This window comes from Pseudomonas sp. Irchel 3F3 (genome assembly GCF_900187545.1).
Classification (GTDB): Bacteria; Pseudomonadota; Gammaproteobacteria; order Pseudomonadales; family Pseudomonadaceae; genus Aquipseudomonas; species Aquipseudomonas fortuita.
Genome location: NZ_FYDS01000003.1, coordinates 484,449 through 503,000 on the forward strand (window position 1 = coordinate 484,449; position 18,552 = coordinate 503,000).

Annotated in this window: 16 protein-coding genes; 10 read left to right on the forward strand and 6 right to left on the reverse strand. The window is 62.3% G+C overall.

Annotated elements, in window-relative coordinates:
- Positions 1 to 9 precede the first annotated feature (9 nt).
- Complete coding sequence (locus CKW35_RS08425) at positions 10 to 258, reverse strand: helix-turn-helix domain-containing protein (protein ID WP_024717878.1); 249 nt, start codon at positions 256 to 258, stop codon at positions 10 to 12.
- A 219-nt stretch (positions 259 to 477) separates the two neighbouring features.
- Between CKW35_RS08425 and CKW35_RS08430 the strand changes: the two genes are divergently transcribed.
- Positions 478 to 2,550 carry a TonB-dependent receptor domain-containing protein gene (locus CKW35_RS08430; RefSeq protein ID WP_095115677.1) on the forward strand — a complete coding sequence of 691 codons (2,073 nt, stop codon included), beginning with the start codon at positions 478 to 480 and terminating at the stop codon, positions 2,548 to 2,550.
- Positions 2,551 to 2,627: 77 nt separating this feature from the next.
- On the opposite strand, the gene chrR is transcribed toward CKW35_RS08430, so the two are convergent.
- A complete protein-coding gene (gene chrR / locus CKW35_RS08435; RefSeq protein ID WP_023047506.1) occupies positions 2,628 to 3,188 on the reverse strand; it encodes a class I chromate reductase ChrR in 561 nt (186 codons plus the stop codon).
- A 157-nt stretch (positions 3,189 to 3,345) separates the two neighbouring features.
- Here chrR and CKW35_RS08440 point away from each other — a divergent pair, with 157 nt between their 5' ends.
- The gene (locus CKW35_RS08440) at positions 3,346 to 3,564 is read left to right on the forward strand and encodes a hypothetical protein (RefSeq protein ID WP_016488235.1); all 219 of its coding nucleotides are present in this window, start codon (positions 3,346 to 3,348) and stop codon (positions 3,562 to 3,564) included.
- Here the strand turns inward: CKW35_RS08440 and CKW35_RS08445 are convergent.
- The 4 genes from CKW35_RS08445 to CKW35_RS08460 all read right to left on the reverse strand — a co-directional run bounded on the left by CKW35_RS08445 (position 3,548) and on the right by CKW35_RS08460 (position 7,989).
- Positions 3,548 to 5,797: an Orn/Lys/Arg decarboxylase N-terminal domain-containing protein gene (locus CKW35_RS08445; RefSeq protein WP_023047507.1), complete on the reverse strand. Its 2,250-nt coding sequence runs from the start codon at positions 5,795 to 5,797 to the stop codon at positions 3,548 to 3,550. The genes CKW35_RS08440 and CKW35_RS08445 overlap by 17 nt on opposite strands.
- A gap of 146 nt (positions 5,798 to 5,943) precedes the next feature.
- A complete protein-coding gene (dnaQ, locus tag CKW35_RS08450; protein WP_016488237.1) occupies positions 5,944 to 6,702 on the reverse strand; it encodes a DNA polymerase III subunit epsilon in 759 nt (252 codons plus the stop codon).
- Between the two features lie 51 nt (positions 6,703 to 6,753).
- Positions 6,754 to 7,200 (reverse strand): ribonuclease HI, encoded by a 447-nt coding sequence (gene rnhA, locus CKW35_RS08455; RefSeq protein ID WP_016488238.1) that lies wholly within the window; start codon positions 7,198 to 7,200, stop codon positions 6,754 to 6,756.
- Between the two features lie 15 nt (positions 7,201 to 7,215).
- Positions 7,216 to 7,989 carry a class I SAM-dependent methyltransferase gene (locus CKW35_RS08460; protein WP_016488239.1) on the reverse strand — a complete coding sequence of 258 codons (774 nt, stop codon included), beginning with the start codon at positions 7,987 to 7,989 and terminating at the stop codon, positions 7,216 to 7,218.
- Positions 7,990 to 8,074: 85 nt separating this feature from the next.
- On the opposite strand from CKW35_RS08460, the gene gloB reads away from it, so the two are divergent.
- The 8 genes from gloB to CKW35_RS08500 all read left to right on the forward strand — a co-directional run bounded on the left by gloB (position 8,075) and on the right by CKW35_RS08500 (position 18,466).
- Positions 8,075 to 8,854, forward strand: coding sequence for a hydroxyacylglutathione hydrolase (gloB, locus tag CKW35_RS08465; RefSeq protein WP_016488240.1), 780 nt, complete (start codon positions 8,075 to 8,077; stop codon positions 8,852 to 8,854).
- A 100-nt stretch (positions 8,855 to 8,954) separates the two neighbouring features.
- A complete protein-coding gene (locus CKW35_RS08470) occupies positions 8,955 to 10,385 on the forward strand; it encodes a lytic transglycosylase domain-containing protein (RefSeq protein ID WP_016488241.1) in 1,431 nt (476 codons plus the stop codon).
- 106 nt (positions 10,386 to 10,491) lie between these two features.
- Positions 10,492 to 11,001 (forward strand): hypothetical protein, encoded by a 510-nt coding sequence (locus CKW35_RS08475; protein WP_095115678.1) that lies wholly within the window; start codon positions 10,492 to 10,494, stop codon positions 10,999 to 11,001.
- A gap of 98 nt (positions 11,002 to 11,099) precedes the next feature.
- Positions 11,100 to 12,929, forward strand: a complete 1,830-nt coding sequence (locus CKW35_RS08480; RefSeq protein WP_207268618.1) for an extracellular solute-binding protein — start codon at positions 11,100 to 11,102, stop codon at positions 12,927 to 12,929.
- Entirely contained in the window at positions 12,926 to 14,761 is a 1,836-nt protein-coding gene (locus tag CKW35_RS08485; protein ID WP_095115680.1) for an extracellular solute-binding protein, read from the forward strand. Before CKW35_RS08480 ends, CKW35_RS08485 begins: the two co-directional genes overlap by 4 nt.
- Before the next feature lies 1 nt (position 14,762).
- Positions 14,763 to 15,836, forward strand: coding sequence for a microcin C ABC transporter permease YejB (locus CKW35_RS08490; RefSeq protein WP_016488245.1), 1,074 nt, complete (start codon positions 14,763 to 14,765; stop codon positions 15,834 to 15,836).
- A 1-nt stretch (position 15,837) separates the two neighbouring features.
- Positions 15,838 to 16,857 carry an ABC transporter permease gene (locus CKW35_RS08495; RefSeq protein ID WP_016488246.1) on the forward strand — a complete coding sequence of 340 codons (1,020 nt, stop codon included), beginning with the start codon at positions 15,838 to 15,840 and terminating at the stop codon, positions 16,855 to 16,857.
- 1 nt (position 16,858) lies between these two features.
- Entirely contained in the window at positions 16,859 to 18,466 is a 1,608-nt protein-coding gene (locus tag CKW35_RS08500; RefSeq protein WP_016488247.1) for an ABC transporter ATP-binding protein, read from the forward strand.
- Positions 18,467 to 18,552 lie beyond the last annotated feature (86 nt).

Below are 18,552 nucleotides of genomic sequence, written 5' to 3' on the forward strand. Positions count from 1 at the left end.
ATCACCCCCTCACTGCCCGGCCAGCATGCCGTAGCGGATGGCTTTGATCACTGCCGCCACCCGTGTAGGCACATCGAACTTGCGCAGGATGTTGGACACATGAAAGTTCACGGTCGACTCCTTGCACGCCAGGATCTGGCCTATCTCCCAGGAACTTTTGCCATAGGCACACCACAACAGCACCTGCTGTTCACGTGGCGTCAAGCGAACCGGAGCGTCAGCGGGGTGTTGCAGCAAATGTCGGGCATTGTCAGTCATGTTTGAACTCCGCAGCTGGTTGAGCGAGGCATCGCTGCCAATTTGCAGCCACCTTACGAAGCGCACGCCACCCTCTCCACCGATGCGGCTTGTAAAGAACTTTCGTACAAAACCATCTGATGAAGGCTTCACGAAATTTGCTGAGTTCCTGCGTGCTCCAAGCGGCATTTCGCTCGTCTCAACGCCGTTATCCATCCGTTTTTCGCCTGGAGTCGTACAATGCGTTCCGTTTTCCCCCCATCGCACTGCCTTGGCCTGCTGGCTGCCTTTGCTGCCACCCAGCCGGCCCTGGCAGCAACCTCGGTCGAATTAGGCCAGGTGCTGATCACCGATGAGGAGCAGAACGACCTGTCAGCTGCCAGCGAACGCCTGCGCGAGGTGCCAGGCGCCAGTAATCTGGTAGACATGCAACGCGCAGGGCAAGGCCGGGTTGCCAGCAACCAGGATGTGCTGGCCTACCAGCCCGGCGTTTTTGCCCAATCGGCGGGCAACGATGGCATCAAACTGTCGATCCGCGGCTCGGGCATCAACCGCGCTCCAGGGGCCCACGGCTCCGGGGTTTACACGATGTTCGACGGCCTGCCCCTGACGGGCCCGGGCGGTACCCCCTACGAGCTGTTCGAGCCGCTGTGGCTGAGCCGTGCCGAAGTGCTGCGCGGCGCCAACGGTTTCGACCAGGGAGCCCTTGCGCTGGGCGGTGCGATCAACTATGTCACCCACACCGGCTACGACGCCGCACCGCTACAGGTGCGCTACGAGGTCGGCAGCCGCGGTTACCAGCACCGGCACATCAGCTCAGGTCAAGTGCTGGGCAATCTCGACTACTACGTGGCCCTGACCGATTCGGAATATGACGGTTATCAGGCTCACAGCAGCGGCAGCGCCAAGGGCATTGCCGCCAATGTCGGCTACCGCTTCAACCCGAACCTTGAAACCCGCTTCTACCTGCGTTACCGGGAGACCGAAAACGAACTGGCCGGGCGCCTGACCAAAGACCAGATCAAGCACCACCCCCGCGCGGCCAACCCCGCCTATCTGGCGCGCGACGACAGCCGCCCGCAGCCAGGCAGCACCTGGGTGGGCAACAAGACCACCTTCTACCTCGACGACGATACGCGCCTGGAAGCCGGCCTGGTCTACCACGACTACCCGATGGACCTGCGCGAAGGCCCGATGCGCCTGAAAGTGGCCTACACCGATGTCAGCGGTACGCTGAACTATTTCCGCCGCGACACCCTGTTCGGTCATGAGAGCAAGACCACCATCGGCTGGCGCACCACCAAGCACCTGCCCAACAGCGGAGCCTCGCAGTTCGCGCGCAATGGCGATGTGTTCGGCGCACGTACCCGCGATTTCACTTACCAGGGGTCGGACACCGTTGTGCATGCAGGTAATGACCTGGAGCTGGTGCCCAACCTCTGGCTGACCACCGGCCTGGCCATGATCTACACGCGCCGCGAAAGTGACGTGACCTACCCGGCCGAAGGCGGCAAGGTGAGCATGTATGACTGGGACTTTGCACCGCGCCTGGGGTTGCGCTACGACATCCGCCCGGACCTGCAGGTGTATGGCAATCTCAGCCGCTCGGTAGAGCCGCCACACCCGTGGTCGCTGATCTGGAGCGCCCCCAGCACAGGCGGCAAGCAGATCCAGCCGATCGAGATGCAGAACCAGACCGCCACTACCCTTGAGCTGGGGGCGCGTGGCGACTCGGCGTTTGGCCACTGGGACCTTGCCTGGTACTACTCGCAAGTGCGCCACGAACTGCTGGCCGTGGAAGTGGTGCCGAACTTCACCTCGGAGTTCAACGCCAGCGCCACCGTGCATCAAGGCGTGGAAGCCGGCCTCGACAGCACCCTGTGGGAACGCGCCGGTACCGGCAAGCTGAGCGTACGCCAAGCCTACACCTTCAGCGACTTCCACTACCGTGATGACGACAAGTTTGGCGACAACCGCCTGCCCGGCATCCCCATGCACTACTACCAGGCCGAACTGCGCTATGACTGGCCGAGCGGCTTCTACGCCGGGGTCAACACGCAAATGGCGTCGAAAGTGCAGGTGGACTATGCCAACAGCTATCACGCCGATGCATATGCCTTGCTAGGCGCGCGCCTGGGCTGGAATTCACCCAAACAGGACTGGCAGACGTGGCTGGACCTGCGCAACCTGACCAACAAGCGCTATGCGGCGACAGTGACACCCACCTACAACGATGCCGGCCAGGACAACGCCCGTTCGACGCCGGGCGAAGGGTTTGGCGTTTACGCCGGTGTTTCCTACAGCTTCCGCTAGAACATGCAGCGCAGTGTTTCTGCAGGAGCAGCCTTGTGCTGCTCCTACAAAGGCCGCGCTCACCCGATGATTGCGGATCAAACCGCCCTGTTCAACTTCACCCACGAAGCAAACTTGTCGACAAACGCCTGCAAGAATGGCCGGGTCTTGTCGTTGAGCTTGCCCGAGTCCTCGAACAGGCTTGCTGCCCCGCCAATGTAGGCCTCGGGCATTTGCATGCATGGCATGTCCAGAAACACCAGCGACTGGCGCACGGCATGGTTGGCGCCAAAGCCTCCAATGGCCCCGGGCGATACACTCACCACCGCCGTCGGCTTGCCACCCCAGGCACTTTGCCCGTAGGGCCGCGAACCCACGTCGATGGCATTTTTCAGGCAACCAGGCACCGAGCGGTTGTATTCCGGGGTAACGAACAGCACCGCATCACTGCGGCGGATCTCCTCGCGAAAACGCTTCCACGCCTCTGGCGGCGCTTCGGCCTCGACGTCCTCGTTGTACAACGGCAAATCGCCAATTTCGACGATCTTCAGGGCAAGGCTGGACGGCGCCAGCTCCGAAAGTGCGCGGGCGACCTTGCGGTTGTACGACTCCTTGCGCAAGCTACCCACGACAACCGCTACCGAATACACCTGGCTCATGGCAATTTCCAACCTTTGCTGGGTAAAGGGACGTTGTAGTTATAGATGACCGTTGCTCGGCGCTTTGGTTTTTTTTCCTCAGGGTGAAAACTTCCGAGGCTGTTGCACGGTCTATGCCTTCAGACATTTTCTACGTAATTCAGAGGTTTCCACCCAAATGGCAGCAGTAATGGTCGGCCAATTCCACGCCCGTGACGCCGAAGGCCGTATCTACCCCGTGCACGAGTTCCAGGAGTCCACCTTGCAACTTGACGGCAGCACGCTGGGCGCCCCCATCACCACTTACCGCCTGGCCATCGGCGACAAGGTCAACCACCTCGGTGAAAACCGCTTCGAACTGGCGCGCAGCGGCGTCGAGATCATTCGCATTCCGTGATGCAGTCCACGGTGTAACGGCCGCTCTCGTTCTGCAGGCCATGCACGTCGGCGACAAAACCGGGGAAGCCCTGGTTGAATGCCCGGGCGAAGGCCAGGTAGTCGAGTATCGAGCGGGTCGCCTCGGTGAACCGCTCGCCCGGCATGATCAATGGAATACCGGGCGGATACGGCACCAGCATCACCGCTGCCACACGCCCCAGCAGCGCCTCGATCGGCACCGCCTCCACGTCCCCACGCACCATCTGGTCATAGGCACGGGCCGGGCTCACGGCCACCTCCGGCAAACGCGTGAACAGCCGCTTCAGTTGCTTGGCCGTGGCATTGGCGCGGTAGCAGTCATGCAACTGGTCACACAGGTCGCGCAACCCCATCCTCTGGTAGCGTGAAGCATCAGCTGCCACCACGCTCGGCAGACAACTGCTCAGGGCTGTGTTGCCATCATAGTGGCGTTTGAATTCCAGCAACTCCGTCAGCAAAGTGCTCCACTTGCCTTTGGTAATGCCCATGGAAAACAGCACCAGGAAGCTGTACAGGCCGGTTTTCTCCACCACCAGCCCCCGCTCCCAGAGAAATTTGCTGACCACCGCCGCCGGGATGCCATGCTCGCCCAGCACACCACCCGCACTCAGGCCCGGCATTACCAATGTGACCTTGAGCGGGTCGAGCAGCACGTAGTCGTCCACCACTTCGCCAAAGCCATGCCACTCGGCACCCGGTTGCAGCAACCAGTCCTGCGCGGCCAGGCGCTGGATACCTTCGGTGCCCGGCGGCTGCCAGATACTGAACCACCAGTCATCCGCAGCAATGTGCTCGCGCAAGTTGGCCAGGGCACGACGAAAACTCAACGCTTCGTCGAACATCTCTTGCAGCAGTGAATGCCCCGCCGGCCCTTCCATCATGCTTGAGGCTACATCCAGCGAGGCAAGGATGCTGTACTGCGGCGAGGTCGAGATATGCATCATGAACGCTTCGTTGAAGCGGTCTCGGTCCAGTTGCCGCCTGGCCCCGTCCTGCACATGGATCATCGAGGCCTGGCTGAACGCGGCCAGCAATTTGTGGGTGGAATGGGTACTGAACACCAGCGGGCTGCCCGCCGTGCAGGCCGTGCCCATGGCATAGCGCCCGGTGAAGAAATCATGAAACGCCGCATAGGCAAACCAGGCTTCGTCGAAGTGCAGCACCTCTACACTCGCACCCAAGCACTGCTTGATCATCCCGGCGTGGTAACACAGCCCGTCGTAGGTGGAGTTGGTCACCACCGCCAGCTTGATGCGCCGCCCGCGATCACGGGCAAGGGGGTTGGCCTGGATCTTCGCCTCGATAGCCTCGGGGCTGAATTCGCTGAGCGGGATCGGGCCGATGATACCCAGCTCGTTGCGCTCCGGGCACAGGTACAGCGGAACGGCGCCAGTCATGATAATTGCGTGAACCACCGACTTGTGGCAGTTGCGGTCCACCAGCACCAGGTCGTCACGGCCGACCATGGCGTGCCAGACGATCTTGTTGGCCGTGGAAGTACCATTGATGACGAAGAAGGTGTGGTCAGCACCGAAGTTACGCGCCGCCCTGGCTTCAGCCTCGGCCAAGGGGCCGGTGTGGTCGAGCAGCGAGCCGAGTTCCGGCACGGATACGGAGAGGTCCGAGCGCAGGGTGTTTTCCCCGAAGAACTGATGAAACGCCTGGCCCACCGGGCTTTTGTGGTAGGCCACGCCACCGCCGTGGCCCGGGGTGTGCCAAGAATAGTTGGACTGCGCGGTATGCTGCACCAAGGCTTTGAAAAACGGCGGCAGCAAGCCGTCAAGGTAGGTATGTGCGGCACGCGCCACCTGGCGGGCGAGGAACGGCACGGTGTCTTCGAACAGGTAAAGAATGCCACGCAGCTGGTTAAGCTCGCTCATGGCTTCGGCGGGGGCGTTTTCCAGGGTTACCTGCTCACCCAGGGCGAAAATCGGCAGATCGGGTGCGCGCAGGCGGGCCAGGCGGATCAGTTCGGCCATGTTCTGCAGCAGGTGGGTATTCTCCCCAACGCCTTCGGCAGCGATCAGCATGCAGGCCAGGCCGTGGTGAGTGGCGGCGACCAGACGGGCTTCGGCGTGGTCAGCGGCGGCGAGAATGGCGAAGCCATCCTGGCGCAGTTCCTCGGCGATACCCCGCACGCGCTCGCCAGCGACACTGTCGGCCTTGATGGCGCGGTGGACGATGAGGATCGGGAACTTGAGGTCCTTGTACATCAGGTGGCTACCTCCGAAGGACATGGCGTCCACTTCAGGGTAGTTGACGGGCCGGTCTTGAGCGTTGAGGTGACGCGTAGATCGAGCGCCGCCCGCGCGGCGCTCGATCTCAAAGGCGCCACACAACCCACGGCAAGCAGAAAAAATTACCCTGTTGGCGTCTCGGTAAGGACCTGCCACATGGAGGGCCCACCCGCCGACTTGGCAACGGCGGCCAGCCGCTCGGCATGCGCCTCCAGTTCCTCGGTACTGGCCATGATCACCCGCCCCGGCGTACGCCCGACAATGCGGCGGATCTCGCTGCCGCCAGCGCCCTGCCCGTCATCTTCGGCATCCGCCCCATGGCCAGCCAGCGACAGGCTGGTCTGGCCACCGGTCATCGCCAGGTAGACGTCAGCCAGCAGTTCCGAGTCGAGCAATGCGCCGTGCAACTCACGGCCCGAGTTGTCGATGTCGTAGCGTTTACAGAGCGCATCGAGGCTGTTGCGCTGCCCCGGGTGACGCGAGCGCGCCAGCAACAGGGTGTCGAGGATGGTGCAATGTTGCGAAATGTCAGCGCGATGCTGCTGGCCCAGCAAGGCGAATTCGTTGTTGATGAAGCCAACGTCAAACGCCGCGTTATGGATGACCAGCGTGGCGCCCTGGATGAATTCGAAGAATTCCTCGGCTACATCGCCAAAGCGTGGCTTGCCGACCAGGAAAGTATCGGTGATGCCGTGGACGTTGATAGCGCCCTCGTCACTCTCGCGGTCCGGCTGCAGGTAGACGTGGAAGTGCCGCCCGGTGAGGCGCCGGCCGATGACCTCGACACAGCCAATCTCGATGATGCGGTGGCCTTCGCTGACCGGCATACCCGTGGTTTCGGTATCGAGAATGACGAAGCGTTTATCTTGCTGCTGCTCCACGCGGGGCGCTCCAACTTGCATCAGTTACAAAGGCCGCAATTGTACCCCAGCTCAACGCTGGGCGCGCACCTCATCGACCCCACGGTTGGCCAGTTGGTCGGCGCGCTCGTTCCCGGGGTGACCAATGTGGCCGCGCACCCACTTCCAGCTCACCTTGTGGCGGTTGACCTGTTCATCGAGCTGCTGCCACAGGTCGGCATTTTTCACCGGCTCTTTGGCTGCGGTTTTCCAGCCGCGCTTCTTCCAGTTGACCATCCACTCGTTGATACCCTTCATCACGTACTGCGAGTCAGTGGTCAGCACCACGTCGCACTCACGCTTGAGCGACATCAGCCCCTGGATGGCCGCCATCAGTTCCATGCGATTGTTGGTGGTTTCACGTTCGCCGCCCCACAGTTCCTTCTCGACGCCCTTGTAGATCATCAGGACGCCCCAGCCACCCGGGCCAGGATTGCCTTTGCAGGCACCATCGGTAAACATTTCGACGCTATCGCTCATGTACCACTCTTGAATTCAGTGCTTGTCAGTTTCAGGGTTGGCCGCCGTGCGGTTCACCTTGGCCAGCGGCAGCGGCAGCAACTTGCCCATCGGCTCGCGGCGCTCCGGGCGCAACGGCCGCAGGCCCACCACCATCTTGCGCGCCACCAGCAGGTACACCCCGCCACCAGAGGTCTGCCAGCCGCCAGCCACCCGTTCCCAGCCCGCCAGGCGCTGCTGCCAGGCCGGTGAGGCAAGCGGCGGACGATAGCACCCGAAGCGGCGTTTCTCCAGCGCGAAGCCCAGCAGGTTGAGCCAGTCGCCTACCCGCGACGGCGAGATACAGCGGGCCTTGCGCAGGGCATCATGGCTGAAGAAGTGGCGCATGCCCCAACTGCTCCACGGGTTGATCCCGACGATCAGCAGGTGCCCGCCCGGGCGTACGGCGCTGGCGGCCTCGCGCAGCAAACCGTGAGGCGACAGGCTGAAATCCAGGCCATGTTGCAGCACCACCACATCGGCGGCGTGCTCGCTCAATGGCCAGGCCTGTTCTTCACAGGCAATCTCCACCCCCGGTAGCGGCGCCCCAAGGCGCACGTTGCGCTGCACCTGGGGAGCGCTGGGCGGCGGCTCCGCGCAGGGGCCGTAGTGCACGAGGTAACCCCCGAAGAAGCGCCCGAGCTCTTCTTCCAGCAGTTTTTCCTCTTCCTTGAGCATCAGCTGGCCGAGCGGGCCATTGAACCACTCACGGGCCAGGCTGATCAGCTTGACCCAGTCCGGGTCGGCCTGGGCAAAGGCTTGGTCGGTCATTGCGCTCTCCCTCGAAGGTTCTCCCACCGCGCCATCGCGGCTAAGATGCCTTCATGTGCCACGCTTGGCGAATCGGATCCGCACCATGATACAGATCGATGCTCTCCCCGCTTTCTCCGACAACTACATCTGGTTGTTACAGGATACTGCCAAACGCCGCTGCGCGGTGGTCGACCCCGGAGATGCCGGCCCAGTGGAACGCTGGCTGTCGGCCAACCCAGACTGGGTGCTCAGCGACATCCTGATTACCCACCACCACAACGACCATGTCGGCGGCGTGCAACGGCTCAAGCAACTGACCGACGCACGGGTCTGCGGCCCGGCCAACGAGCACATTCCCTGCCGCGACCTGGCGCTGGACGACGGCGACCCAGTGACGGTGCTTGGCGTGACGTTTCAGGTCCTGGCGGTGCCTGGCCACACCTTGGGGCATATCGCGTTCTTCAGCGATCAGCCGCCGACGCCAGTATTGTTCAGTGGCGACACCCTGTTCGCCGCCGGGTGCGGGCGAATGTTCGAGGGTACACCCGAACAGATGCAACCGGCCCTCGCCCGCCTGGCGGCGCTGCCGCCACAAACTGAAGTGTACTGCGCCCACGAATACACCCTCAGCAACCTGCGCTTTGCCAAGGCGGTGGAACCCACCAACCCGCACGTTCTTGAGCGGTTCGAGGACGTTACCCGTTTGCGCGCCGACAATCGCATCACCTTGCCATCAACGATTGGCCTGGAACGCCTCACCAACCCCTTCCTGCGCACCTCTGAAACATTAGTTAAACAAAAAGCAGACGAATGGAAGGGACATTCAAACGACTCGCAGGTCACTGTTTTTGCTGCCTTGAGGTCTTGGAAGGACACCTTCTGATAACCTCAAGATATATCGCAAAGCGCTGACAACGGTTGACCCGGCCGGGAGCGGTTTCTAGAATCGCCGAAATTTTTTGCCCGGATACCTGTCCCAGCCGATGTCTTCCCGTAGCCGCAGAACCGCTCATTCAGTCGCCTTGACGCGCCTGGCCCAAATCAGTGCGCTGGCGCTGGCCGCCACCCTGGTGGGCTGCCAGAGCACCCGTCAGCTTGACGACTCCGAAAGCGTTCGCGCGCACAATTACCAGGCGCGGATCAAGCACAAGCCTGCACCGCTGCTGGTCAAGCCGGTTGAGAAAACGCCGCAGGACGTTTGGGAGCGCATGCGCCAGGGCTTCGCCCTGCAGGACAGCATCGACGTCAACCCGCGCATCGAGCAGCAGCGCCTGTGGTTCGCCAGCAACCCCACCTTCATCGAAAGCGCCGGTGAGCGCGGCAGCCTCTACCTGCACTACATTGTCGAGCGTCTTGAAGAGCGCGACATGCCGCTGGAGCTGGCGCTGCTGCCCGCCATCGAGAGCGCCTACAACCCGATGGCCTATTCACGTGCCAGCGCTGCCGGCATGTGGCAGTTCATGCCAGCGACAGGTCGCCACTTCAACCTGCGCCAGACCAACTTCTACGATGGCCGCCGCGATATCACCGCGTCGACCAACGCAGCACTGGATTACCTGACCCGCCTGCACGACATGTTCAACGGCGACTGGCTGCTGGCCCTGGCCGCTTACAACGCCGGCGAAGGCACGGTCAGCCGCGCCATGGAACGCAACGAAAGGCTCGGCCTGCCAACCGACTACTGGAACCTGCCGCTGCCGCAGGAAACCCGCGACTATGTGCCCAAGCTGCTGGCCTTGTCGCAGGTGGTACTCACGCCTGAAGCCTATGGCGTCAACCTGAACCCGATCGCCAACGAGCCCTACTTCGAAGCGGTAGCCATCAATGATCGCCTGGACCTGTCGCGGGTGGCGGCCTTTGCCAATATCGACGAAGACGAGCTGATCCAGCTCAACCCGGCCTTCAAGAAGCGCATGACCGTGGACGGCCCGCAGCAGCTGTTGGTACCAACCGCCAAAGCGCAGTTGCTGAGCGACAGCCTGTCCAACCTCAAGCCCGAGCAACTGGTCAGCCTGCAACCAAACAAGGCCGTGTTCGCCCGCGCTGTGGCCGAAGCCAAGGCGCCGGTAGCGGCACGCAGCTACCGGGTCAAGCGTGGCGACAACCTGGGCGCCATCGCCAAGGCCAACCGCGTTTCGGTCAGTGACATCAAGCGCTGGAACCGCCTGTCCGGCAACAGCCTGCGTGCCGGCCAGGTGCTGGCCCTGCGCGGTGGCAATGGGCCGAGCGCCGCCGGCAATCGGGTTGCTGCTTCCGGCAAGCGCTCTACCCAGTACAAAGTACGCAAGGGCGACTCGCTGTACCTGGTGGCCAAGCGTTTCAACGTTGAGATGCAGCACCTCAAGCGCTGGAACCCGCGCAGCGGGCATGCATTGAAGCCCGGGCAGACACTGACCGTTTACTTGTCGCATTGATCTGAAGCTCCGGGTACACCTGCCATGGTGTGGTAATCGGCTAATACCTCGCGCAACCTCCAACAGCTGAAGCTGCAGCCTCCACTCCATCAAAGAGGCTGCACCCATGGCACCGTCTCAAAACAGCCAGCTCCAACGCTTCGAAGCCAACATTCATGATGTCTTCAGCTTTACCCGGGCGGAGTACCTGATCAACGATGATGGCGACTTCGACCTCTATACCTTGCGTTTTATCGATCCCCAGTACCAGATCGCCAAATCTGCGCAACATGACAGAGGCGACCATAGGCGCTTGAAGCCGGCCGTGGCGCCTATCCTGGTAGCCTATTCAGACCATTTCATGAGGGGTACTTTCTCCTCTCACATTTCGTATCTTCATTTTGTATATCCTGCTGGAAAGCAGCTGACGCACAAAGTGCTCAACACCGACATAACCGTCAATCAGGTACCTGGGCAGATGAACGCGCTGCGCTTTCGTCAAGAGCGAGATGTGCCGGACAATTGGGTTGCGAACACGTACTGGGTTCTGACCGACCAGCACGGCACCGAATACAAAATCCAATTCACTTCAGAAGATAACGCCAACTTGATCGGCATCGCCCGTTATCCAGGTTGAGATCAAGATGGAGCGTCCATTCGGACGCTCTTTTTCCAATCTCACCAAGCTGTTACTGTACCCGATCAAAGCCCAACGCCTCTGGATCGGATGCCGACTTGATACGTCCCCTCCTGCTGTCACTCAGCCTGGCCTTGAGCTTTCCCGTAGCCGCGATGGTGAGCGAAAGCCACGGATACGCGCAGTTCGGCACGCTCAAGTACCCAGCCACATTCACCCATTTCGACTGGGTCAACCCGCAAGCGCCCAAGGGCGGTACCTTGCGCGCCATGGCTTTTGGCACCTTCGATACCCTCAACCCCTACACCTTCAAGGGGTCGAGCCCGATCACCACGCCCAATTTCCAGCAGTACGGCATCAGCGAGCTGAACGAGCCGCTGATGGTCGGCACCGGCCAGTACGACCCGTCGGGTGACGAGCCGACCTCCAGCTACGGCCTGATCGCCCGTTCGGTCGAATACAGCGAGGACCGCAGCTGGGTGGTGTTCAACCTGCGCCCGGAAGCCCGCTGGCATGACGGCCAGCCGATCACTTCGGCAGACGTGGCCTTTTCCTACCGCACGTTGCTCAAGGACGGCCACCCGATCTACCGCACCAACCTGCAGGAAGTGCAGCGGGTAGACATCCTCGGCCCGCTGCGCATCCGTTTCGTGTTCAAGCGCGCCGGCAACCCGCTGCTGATCCTGCGCCTGGGCGAAATGCCGGTGCTGCCCAAGCACTACTGGCAAAAGCGCGACTTCAAAGCCACTACCTTCGAGCCACCCTTGGGCAGCGGCCCCTACCGCATCACCCAGGTACAACCCGGGCGCCGGCTGGTGTTCGAACGGGTGAAGAACTATTGGGGCAAGGACCTCGCGGTCAACCGTGGCAAGTACAACTTCAAGCGCGTGGAATACGAGTTCTACCGCGACGCCACGGTCGCGTTCGAAGCGTTCAAGGCTGGCGAATTCGACATCTACATCGAGCACCAGGCGAAGAACTGGGCCAACGGCTACAACTTCCCGGCCGTGCGCCGCGGCGAGGTGATCAAGGCGCAGATCCCGCACCGCATCCCCACGCAAACCCAGGGCCTGTTCATGAACAGCCGTCGGGCCACCTTCAGCGACCCACGGGTACGCCAGGCGCTGGGCCTGATGCTGGACTTCGAGTGGACCAACCGCGCCCTGTTCAGCAGCGCCTACCGCCGCTCGACCAGTTACTACCCCAACAGCGAGTTCGCCGCCAGCGGCGTGCCTACCGGTAAGGAATGGCTGTTACTGGCGCCGTTCCGCGACCAGTTGCCGGCCAAGCTGTTCAGCGAACCCTATAAGGTCAGCCAGACCGATGGCCGCGGCATCAACCGCCAGACCCTGCGCCAGGCCTTGGGCCTGCTTGCCGAGGCTGGCTGGAAGCTGAATGGCCAGCGCCTGCTCGACAGCAAGGGCCAGCAACTGCGCATGGAACTGCTGCTGGTTAACCCCAACCTTGAACGCATCCTGCAACCTTATGTCGAAAACCTGGCCAGCATCGGCATCGATGCACGCTTGCGCACCGTGGACCGTGCCCAGTACAAACAACGTCTGGACCAGTTCGATTTCGACATGATTCTGATGACCTTGAACCAGACCCTGAGCCCCGGCCTGGAGCAGTGGCTGTACTTTCATTCCAGCCAGGCCGCGACCAAGGGCAGCAAGAACTATGCTGGGGTCAAGGACCCGGTGGTCGATCACCTGCTCGACACCCTGCTGGCCGCACGCACCCGCGACGACCAGGTCGCCGCCGCCCGCGCCCTGGACCGCGTGCTCTCATGGCAGTACTACATGATCCCCAACTGGTACCTCGACAACCATCGCCTGGCCTACCGCAACCGGTTCGCCTTCGTCACCACGCCGCCCTATACCCTCGGGCTGAACAGCTGGTGGATCAAGACTTCGGAGAAAGCCCAATGACGCCAACGCACCGCCTGCGCCGGCTGGCATGCAGCCTGTTGCTCGCCTGCCTGAGCCTTCCCACCCTGGCCGCACCGCAGCACGCGCTCACCCTGTACGACGAGCCACCCAAGTACCCTGCCGACTTCAAGCACTTCGACTACGTCAACCCCGACGCGCCCAAGGGCGGCACCCTCCGCCAGTCCAGCTTCGGCGGCTTCGACAGCCTCAACCCGTTCATCAACAAAGGCGTATCGGCCGAGAACATCGCCAGCATCTACGACACGCTGATGCGCCAGAGCCAGGACGAGCCGTTCACCGAATACGGCCTGGTGGCCGGCAAAATCGAGAAAGCCCCGGACAACAGCTGGGTGCGCTTCTACCTGCGCCCCGAAGCCCGCTTCCACGACGGCCACCCGATGCGTGCCGAGGACGTGGTGTTCACTTTCAACGCCCTGATCAAGGACGGTGCACCGCTGTACCGCCAGTACTACGCCGACGTCGCTGAGGTGGTCGCCGAAGACCCGCTGAAGGTGCTGTTCAGGTTCAAGCACAAGGGCAACCGCGAGCTGCCGCTGATTCTCGGCCAACTGCCCGTGCTGCCCAAGCACTGGTATGAAAACCGCGACTTCAACCGTGGCAACCTGGAAATCCCTCTGGGCAGCGGCCCGTACAAGGTCGCCGAGGTCAAGGCCGGCCGCTCGGTGCGCTACGAGCGGGTCAAGGACTACTGGGCGAAGGACCTGCCGATCAACCGTGGCTTCTACAACTTCGACGTCATGACCTTCGATTCCTACCGCGACACCACCGTCGCCCTGGAAGCGCTCAAGGCCGGGGCGTTCGACTATGCACTGGAAGTCAGCGCGAAGAACTGGGCCACCGCCTACAACGTGCCCGCCGTGCGCGAAGGCCGCCTGATCAAGGAAGAGCTGCCCAATGGCAACCCCACCGGCATGCAAGGTTTCGTCTTCAACATCCGCCGCCCGGTGTTCCAGGACATTCGCGTGCGAAAGGCACTGAGCCTTCTGCTGGACTACGAGTGGACCAACAAGCAGCTGTTCAACGGCGCCTACACCCGCACCGGCAGCTACTTCGAGAATTCGGAAATGGCCGCCCATGGCTTGCCTGGCCCCAACGAGCTGAACATCCTCGAGCCGCTGCGGGGCAAAATCCCCGATCAGGTATTCACCGAGGCTTACAAGAACCCGGTCAGCGACGGCAGCGGCATGATCCGCGAGCAGCAGCGCCAGGCCTACAAGCTGCTGCAGGACGCCGGCTGGAAAATCGTCGATGACAAGATGGTCGACGCCCAAGGCAAGCCGGTAACCATCGAGTTTTTGCTGGCGCAGACCGAGTTCGAACGCATTCTGCTGCCGTTCAAGCGGAACCTCGCCGACCTCGGCATTGACCTGAGCATCCGCCGGGTCGACGTTTCCCAGTACATCACCCGCCTGCGTTCACGTGACTACGACATGATCGTCGGCGGCTACCCGCAGTCCAACTCGCCGGGTAACGAACAGCGCGAGTTCTGGTCCAGTGCCGCCGCCGACAACCCCGGCAGCCGCAACTTCATCGGCCTGCGCGATCCGGCCATCGACCAGTTGGTGGAACAACTGATCAACGCCGACTCCCGCCAGAGCCTGATCGACCACTGCCGTGCCCTCGACCGCGTGTTGCTATGGGGCTACTACGTGATCCCCAACTGGCACATCAAGACCTGGCGCGTGGCCTACTGGAACCACATCGGCCACCCGAAAGTGTCGCCCAAATACGACATCGGCATCGACACCTGGTGGATCAAGCCCGGGGTAACCCCGGCGGTCAGCGAAGCCCCTGCGGACGAGGCCAACTAAGATGCTGGCCTACATCCTGCGCCGCCTGCTGCTGATCATCCCGACCCTGTTCGGTATCCTCATCATCAACTTCATCATCGTCCAGGCCGCACCCGGTGGCCCGGTCGAGCAGATGATCGCCAAGCTCGAAGGCTTCGAAGGCGCCACCAGCCGCATTGCCGGTGGTGGCGCCGAGGTTTCCGTGGCCGGCTCCAACTACCGTGGCGCCCAGGGCCTGGACCCGGCGCTGATCGCCGAAATCGAGCGCATGTACGGCTTCGACAAGTCGCCGCCCGAGCGCCTGTGGATCATGATCAAGAACTACGCCCGGCTGGACTTCGGCGACAGTTTCTTCCGCGATGCCAAGGTAATCGACCTGATCGTGGAGAAGATGCCGGTGTCGATCTCGCTGGGGCTGTGGAGCACGCTGATCATGTACCTGGTGTCAATCCCGCTGGGCATCGCCAAAGCCGTGCGCCACGGCAGCCACTTCGACGTGTGGACCAGCTCGGCGATCATCGTCGGCTATGCCATCCCGGCGTTCCTGTTCGCCATCCTGCTGATCGTGCTGTTCGCCGGTGGCAGCTACTTCGACTGGTTCCCGCTGCGTGGCCTCACCTCCAACAACTTCGACGAACTGAGCACCACCGGCAAGGTGCTGGACTACTTCTGGCACCTGGTGCTACCGATCACCGCACTGGTCATCGGCAACTTCGCCACCATGACCCTGCTGACCAAAAACAGCTTCCTCGACGAGATCAACAAGCAATATGTGGTCACCGCCAAGGCCAAGGGCCTCAGCCGGCCAAGGGTGCTGTACGGCCACGTATTCCGTAACGCCATGCTGCTGGTGATTGCCGGGTTCCCGTCGGCGTTCATCGGCATCTTCTTCACCGGGTCGTTGCTGATCGAGGTCATCTTCAGCCTCGACGGCCTGGGCCTGATGAGTTTCGAAGCGGCCATCAACCGCGACTACCCGGTGGTCTTCGGCACCCTGTTCATCTTCACCCTGTTAGGGCTGGTGGTGAAACTGATCGGCGACCTGACCTACACCCTGGTCGATCCACGCATCGACTTCGCCAGCCGGGAGCACTGACATGGCCTTGTCCCCCCTCAACCGCCGGCGCTTCGAGCGTTTCAAGGCAAACCGCCGTGGCTGGTGGTCGCTGTGGCTGTTCCTGATCCTGTTCGGCCTGAGCCTGGGCGCTGAGCTGATCGCCAATGACAAGCCCGTTGCCGTGCGTTACGACGGTGAATGGTACTTCCCGGCGTTCAAGCGCTACCCGGAAACCACCTTCGGCGGCGAATTCCCGCTGGAGGCCAACTACAAAAGCCCGTACATCCGCGAACTGCTGGCGAAGAAAGACAGCTTCGTGCTGTGGGCGCCAATCCCGTTCAGCTATCAAAGCATCAACTACGACCTGCGCGTGCCCGCCCCCGCTCCGCCCTCGACCGATAACTGGCTGGGTACCGACGACCAGGGCCGAGACGTGCTGGCGCGGGTAATCTACGGCTTTCGCATTTCGGTACTGTTCGCCCTCACCTTGACGGTGGCCAGCTCCATCGTCGGCGTCATCGCCGGCGCCTTGCAGGGCTTCTATGGCGGCTGGGTCGACCTGGCCGGGCAGCGCTTCCTGGAAATCTGGTCGGGCCTGCCGGTGCTGTACCTGCTGATCATCCTGGCCAGCTTCGTGCAGCCTAACTTCTGGTGGCTGCTGGGTATCATGCTGCTGTTCTCGTGGATGAGCCTGGTGGATGTGGTCCGCGCCGAGTTCCTGCGCGGGCGCAACCTGGAATACGTGCGCGCCGCCCGTGCCCTGGGCATGCGCAACGGCGCAATCATGTACCGCCATATCCTGCCCAACGCCATGATCTCGACGATGACCTTCATGCCGTTCATTCTCACCGGCGCTATCGGCACCCTCACTGCCCTGGACTTCCTCGGCTTCGGCCTGCCCGCCGGTTCGCCATCGCTGGGCGAACTGGTAGCCCAGGGCAAGTCCAACCTGCAAGCGCCATGGCTGGGCATCAGCGCCTTTGCGGTGCTGGCGCTGATGCTGAGCCTGCTGGTGTTCATCGGCGAATCCGCCCGCGATGCCTTCGACCCGAGGAAGTGACATGAGTGAACAGAACCTGATCGAAGTGCGGGACCTGGCAGTGGAGTTCGTGACCGGGGACCAGATCAACCGGGTGGTAGACGGCATCAGCTTCGATATCCGCAAAGGCGAGACACTGGCGCTGGTGGGCGAAAGCGGCTCGGGCAAATCGGTCACCGCGCACTCGATCCTGCGCCTGCTGCCCTACCCCCTGGCCCGCCACCCCAGCGGCAGCATCCGTTACCAGGACAAGGACCTGCTGCAGCAGAACGAGAAGACCTTGCAGCGAATCCGAGGCAACCGCATCGCGATGATCTTCCAGGAGCCGATGACCTCGCTCAACCCGCTGCACTGCATCGAGAAGCAGATCAACGAAATCCTTTTGCTGCACAAGGGCCTGAGCGGCAAGGAAGCGACCGCTCGCACCCTGGAGCTACTGGATCTGGTCGGCATTCCCGAGCCGCACAAGCGCTTGAAGGCCCTGCCCCATGAGCTGTCGGGGGGGCAACGGCAACGGGTGATGATCGCCATGGCACTGGCCAACGAGCCTGAACTGCTGATTGCAGATGAGCCGACCACGGCGCTCGACGTGACCGTGCAGTTGAAAATTCTCGACCTGCTCAAGGAACTGCAGGCGCGCCTGGGCATGGCGCTGCTGCTGATCAGCCATGACCTGAACCTGGTGCGTCGCATCGCCCACCGCGTGTGCGTGATGCAGCGCGGGCAAATTGTCGAGCAAGCCGAATGTGCCACGCTGTTCAGCGCGCCACAGCACCACTACACACAGATGCTGATCAATGCTGAGCCCAGCGGGCTGCCGGCCCACAACCCGGTCGGCGCGCCACTGCTGGAGGTGGATGATCTCAAGGTGTGGTTCCCGATCAAGAAGGGGCTGCTGCGGCGCACGGTTGACCATGTAAAGGCCGTGGACGGGGTCAACTTCAGCTTGCCCCAAGGGCAAACGCTGGGGATTGTCGGGGAGTCCGGGTCGGGCAAGTCAACGCTCGGTCTGGCGATCCTGCGGCTGATTTCCAGCCAGGGAGGCATCCGTTTCCATGGGCAGGACTTGCAAGGGCTGAACCAGAAGGCCGTGCGGCCGCTGCGGCGGGAAATGCAGGTGGTGTTCCAGGATCCGTTTGGCAGCCTGAGCCCGCGTATGTGCGTGGCGGACATTGTGGGCGAAGGGCTGCGCATTCACGGCATTGGCACCGCGCAGGAACAGGAAGCAGCGATTATCGCGGCCCTGGAGGAGGTAGGCCTGGACCCCCGCACACGCCACCGCTACCCCCATGAGTTTTCCGGCGGCCAGCGCCAGCGCATCGCCATTGCCCGGGCGCTGGTGTTGAAGCCAGCACTGATTCTGCTGGATGAACCCACGTCAGCGCTGGACCGTACCGTGCAGCGGCAGGTGGTCGAGTTGCTGCGCAGTCTGCAGCAGAAGTACAACCTGACCTACCTGTTCATCAGCCATGACCTGGCGGTGGTCAAGGCGCTGAGCCACCAGTTGATGGTGATCAAGCATGGGCAGGTGGTTGAACAAGGGGATGCGCAGGCGATCTTCCATGCGCCGCAGCATCCGTACACGCGACAGTTGTTGGAGGCGGCGTTCTTAGAGGTTGAAGTTTCGTAGGGGTGCGTGTTTGCCTCGCTCCTTGTTGCACGTTGCAGATCCAGCGCCGCGCGGGCGGCGCTCGATTTACGCGACACCGCACCACC

What these genes read in the sequence shown, in the direction of transcription:
- CKW35_RS08470 (WP_016488241.1), top strand. Translation starts at nt 8,955, where the DNA reads ATGTCTTCCCGTAGCCGCAGAACCGCTCATTCAGTCGCCTTGACGCGC.
- CKW35_RS08440 (WP_016488235.1), top strand. Translation starts at nt 3,346, where the DNA reads ATGGCAGCAGTAATGGTCGGCCAATTCCACGCCCGTGACGCCGAAGGC.
- CKW35_RS08430 (WP_095115677.1), top strand. Translation starts at nt 478, where the DNA reads ATGCGTTCCGTTTTCCCCCCATCGCACTGCCTTGGCCTGCTGGCTGCC.
- CKW35_RS08495 (WP_016488246.1), top strand. Translation starts at nt 15,838, where the DNA reads ATGGCCTTGTCCCCCCTCAACCGCCGGCGCTTCGAGCGTTTCAAGGCA.
- CKW35_RS08485 (WP_095115680.1), top strand. Translation starts at nt 12,926, where the DNA reads ATGACGCCAACGCACCGCCTGCGCCGGCTGGCATGCAGCCTGTTGCTC.
- CKW35_RS08490 (WP_016488245.1), top strand. Translation starts at nt 14,763, where the DNA reads ATGCTGGCCTACATCCTGCGCCGCCTGCTGCTGATCATCCCGACCCTG.
- CKW35_RS08500 (WP_016488247.1), top strand. Translation starts at nt 16,859, where the DNA reads ATGAGTGAACAGAACCTGATCGAAGTGCGGGACCTGGCAGTGGAGTTC.
- chrR (WP_023047506.1), bottom strand. Translation starts at nt 3,188, where the DNA reads ATGAGCCAGGTGTATTCGGTAGCGGTTGTCGTGGGTAGCTTGCGCAAG.
- gloB (WP_016488240.1), top strand. Translation starts at nt 8,075, where the DNA reads ATGATACAGATCGATGCTCTCCCCGCTTTCTCCGACAACTACATCTGG.
- CKW35_RS08475 (WP_095115678.1), top strand. Translation starts at nt 10,492, where the DNA reads ATGGCACCGTCTCAAAACAGCCAGCTCCAACGCTTCGAAGCCAACATT.
- rnhA (WP_016488238.1), bottom strand. Translation starts at nt 7,200, where the DNA reads ATGAGCGATAGCGTCGAAATGTTTACCGATGGTGCCTGCAAAGGCAAT.
- CKW35_RS08425 (WP_024717878.1), bottom strand. Translation starts at nt 258, where the DNA reads ATGACTGACAATGCCCGACATTTGCTGCAACACCCCGCTGACGCTCCG.
- CKW35_RS08445 (WP_023047507.1), bottom strand. Translation starts at nt 5,797, where the DNA reads ATGTACAAGGACCTCAAGTTCCCGATCCTCATCGTCCACCGCGCCATC.
- CKW35_RS08460 (WP_016488239.1), bottom strand. Translation starts at nt 7,989, where the DNA reads ATGACCGACCAAGCCTTTGCCCAGGCCGACCCGGACTGGGTCAAGCTG.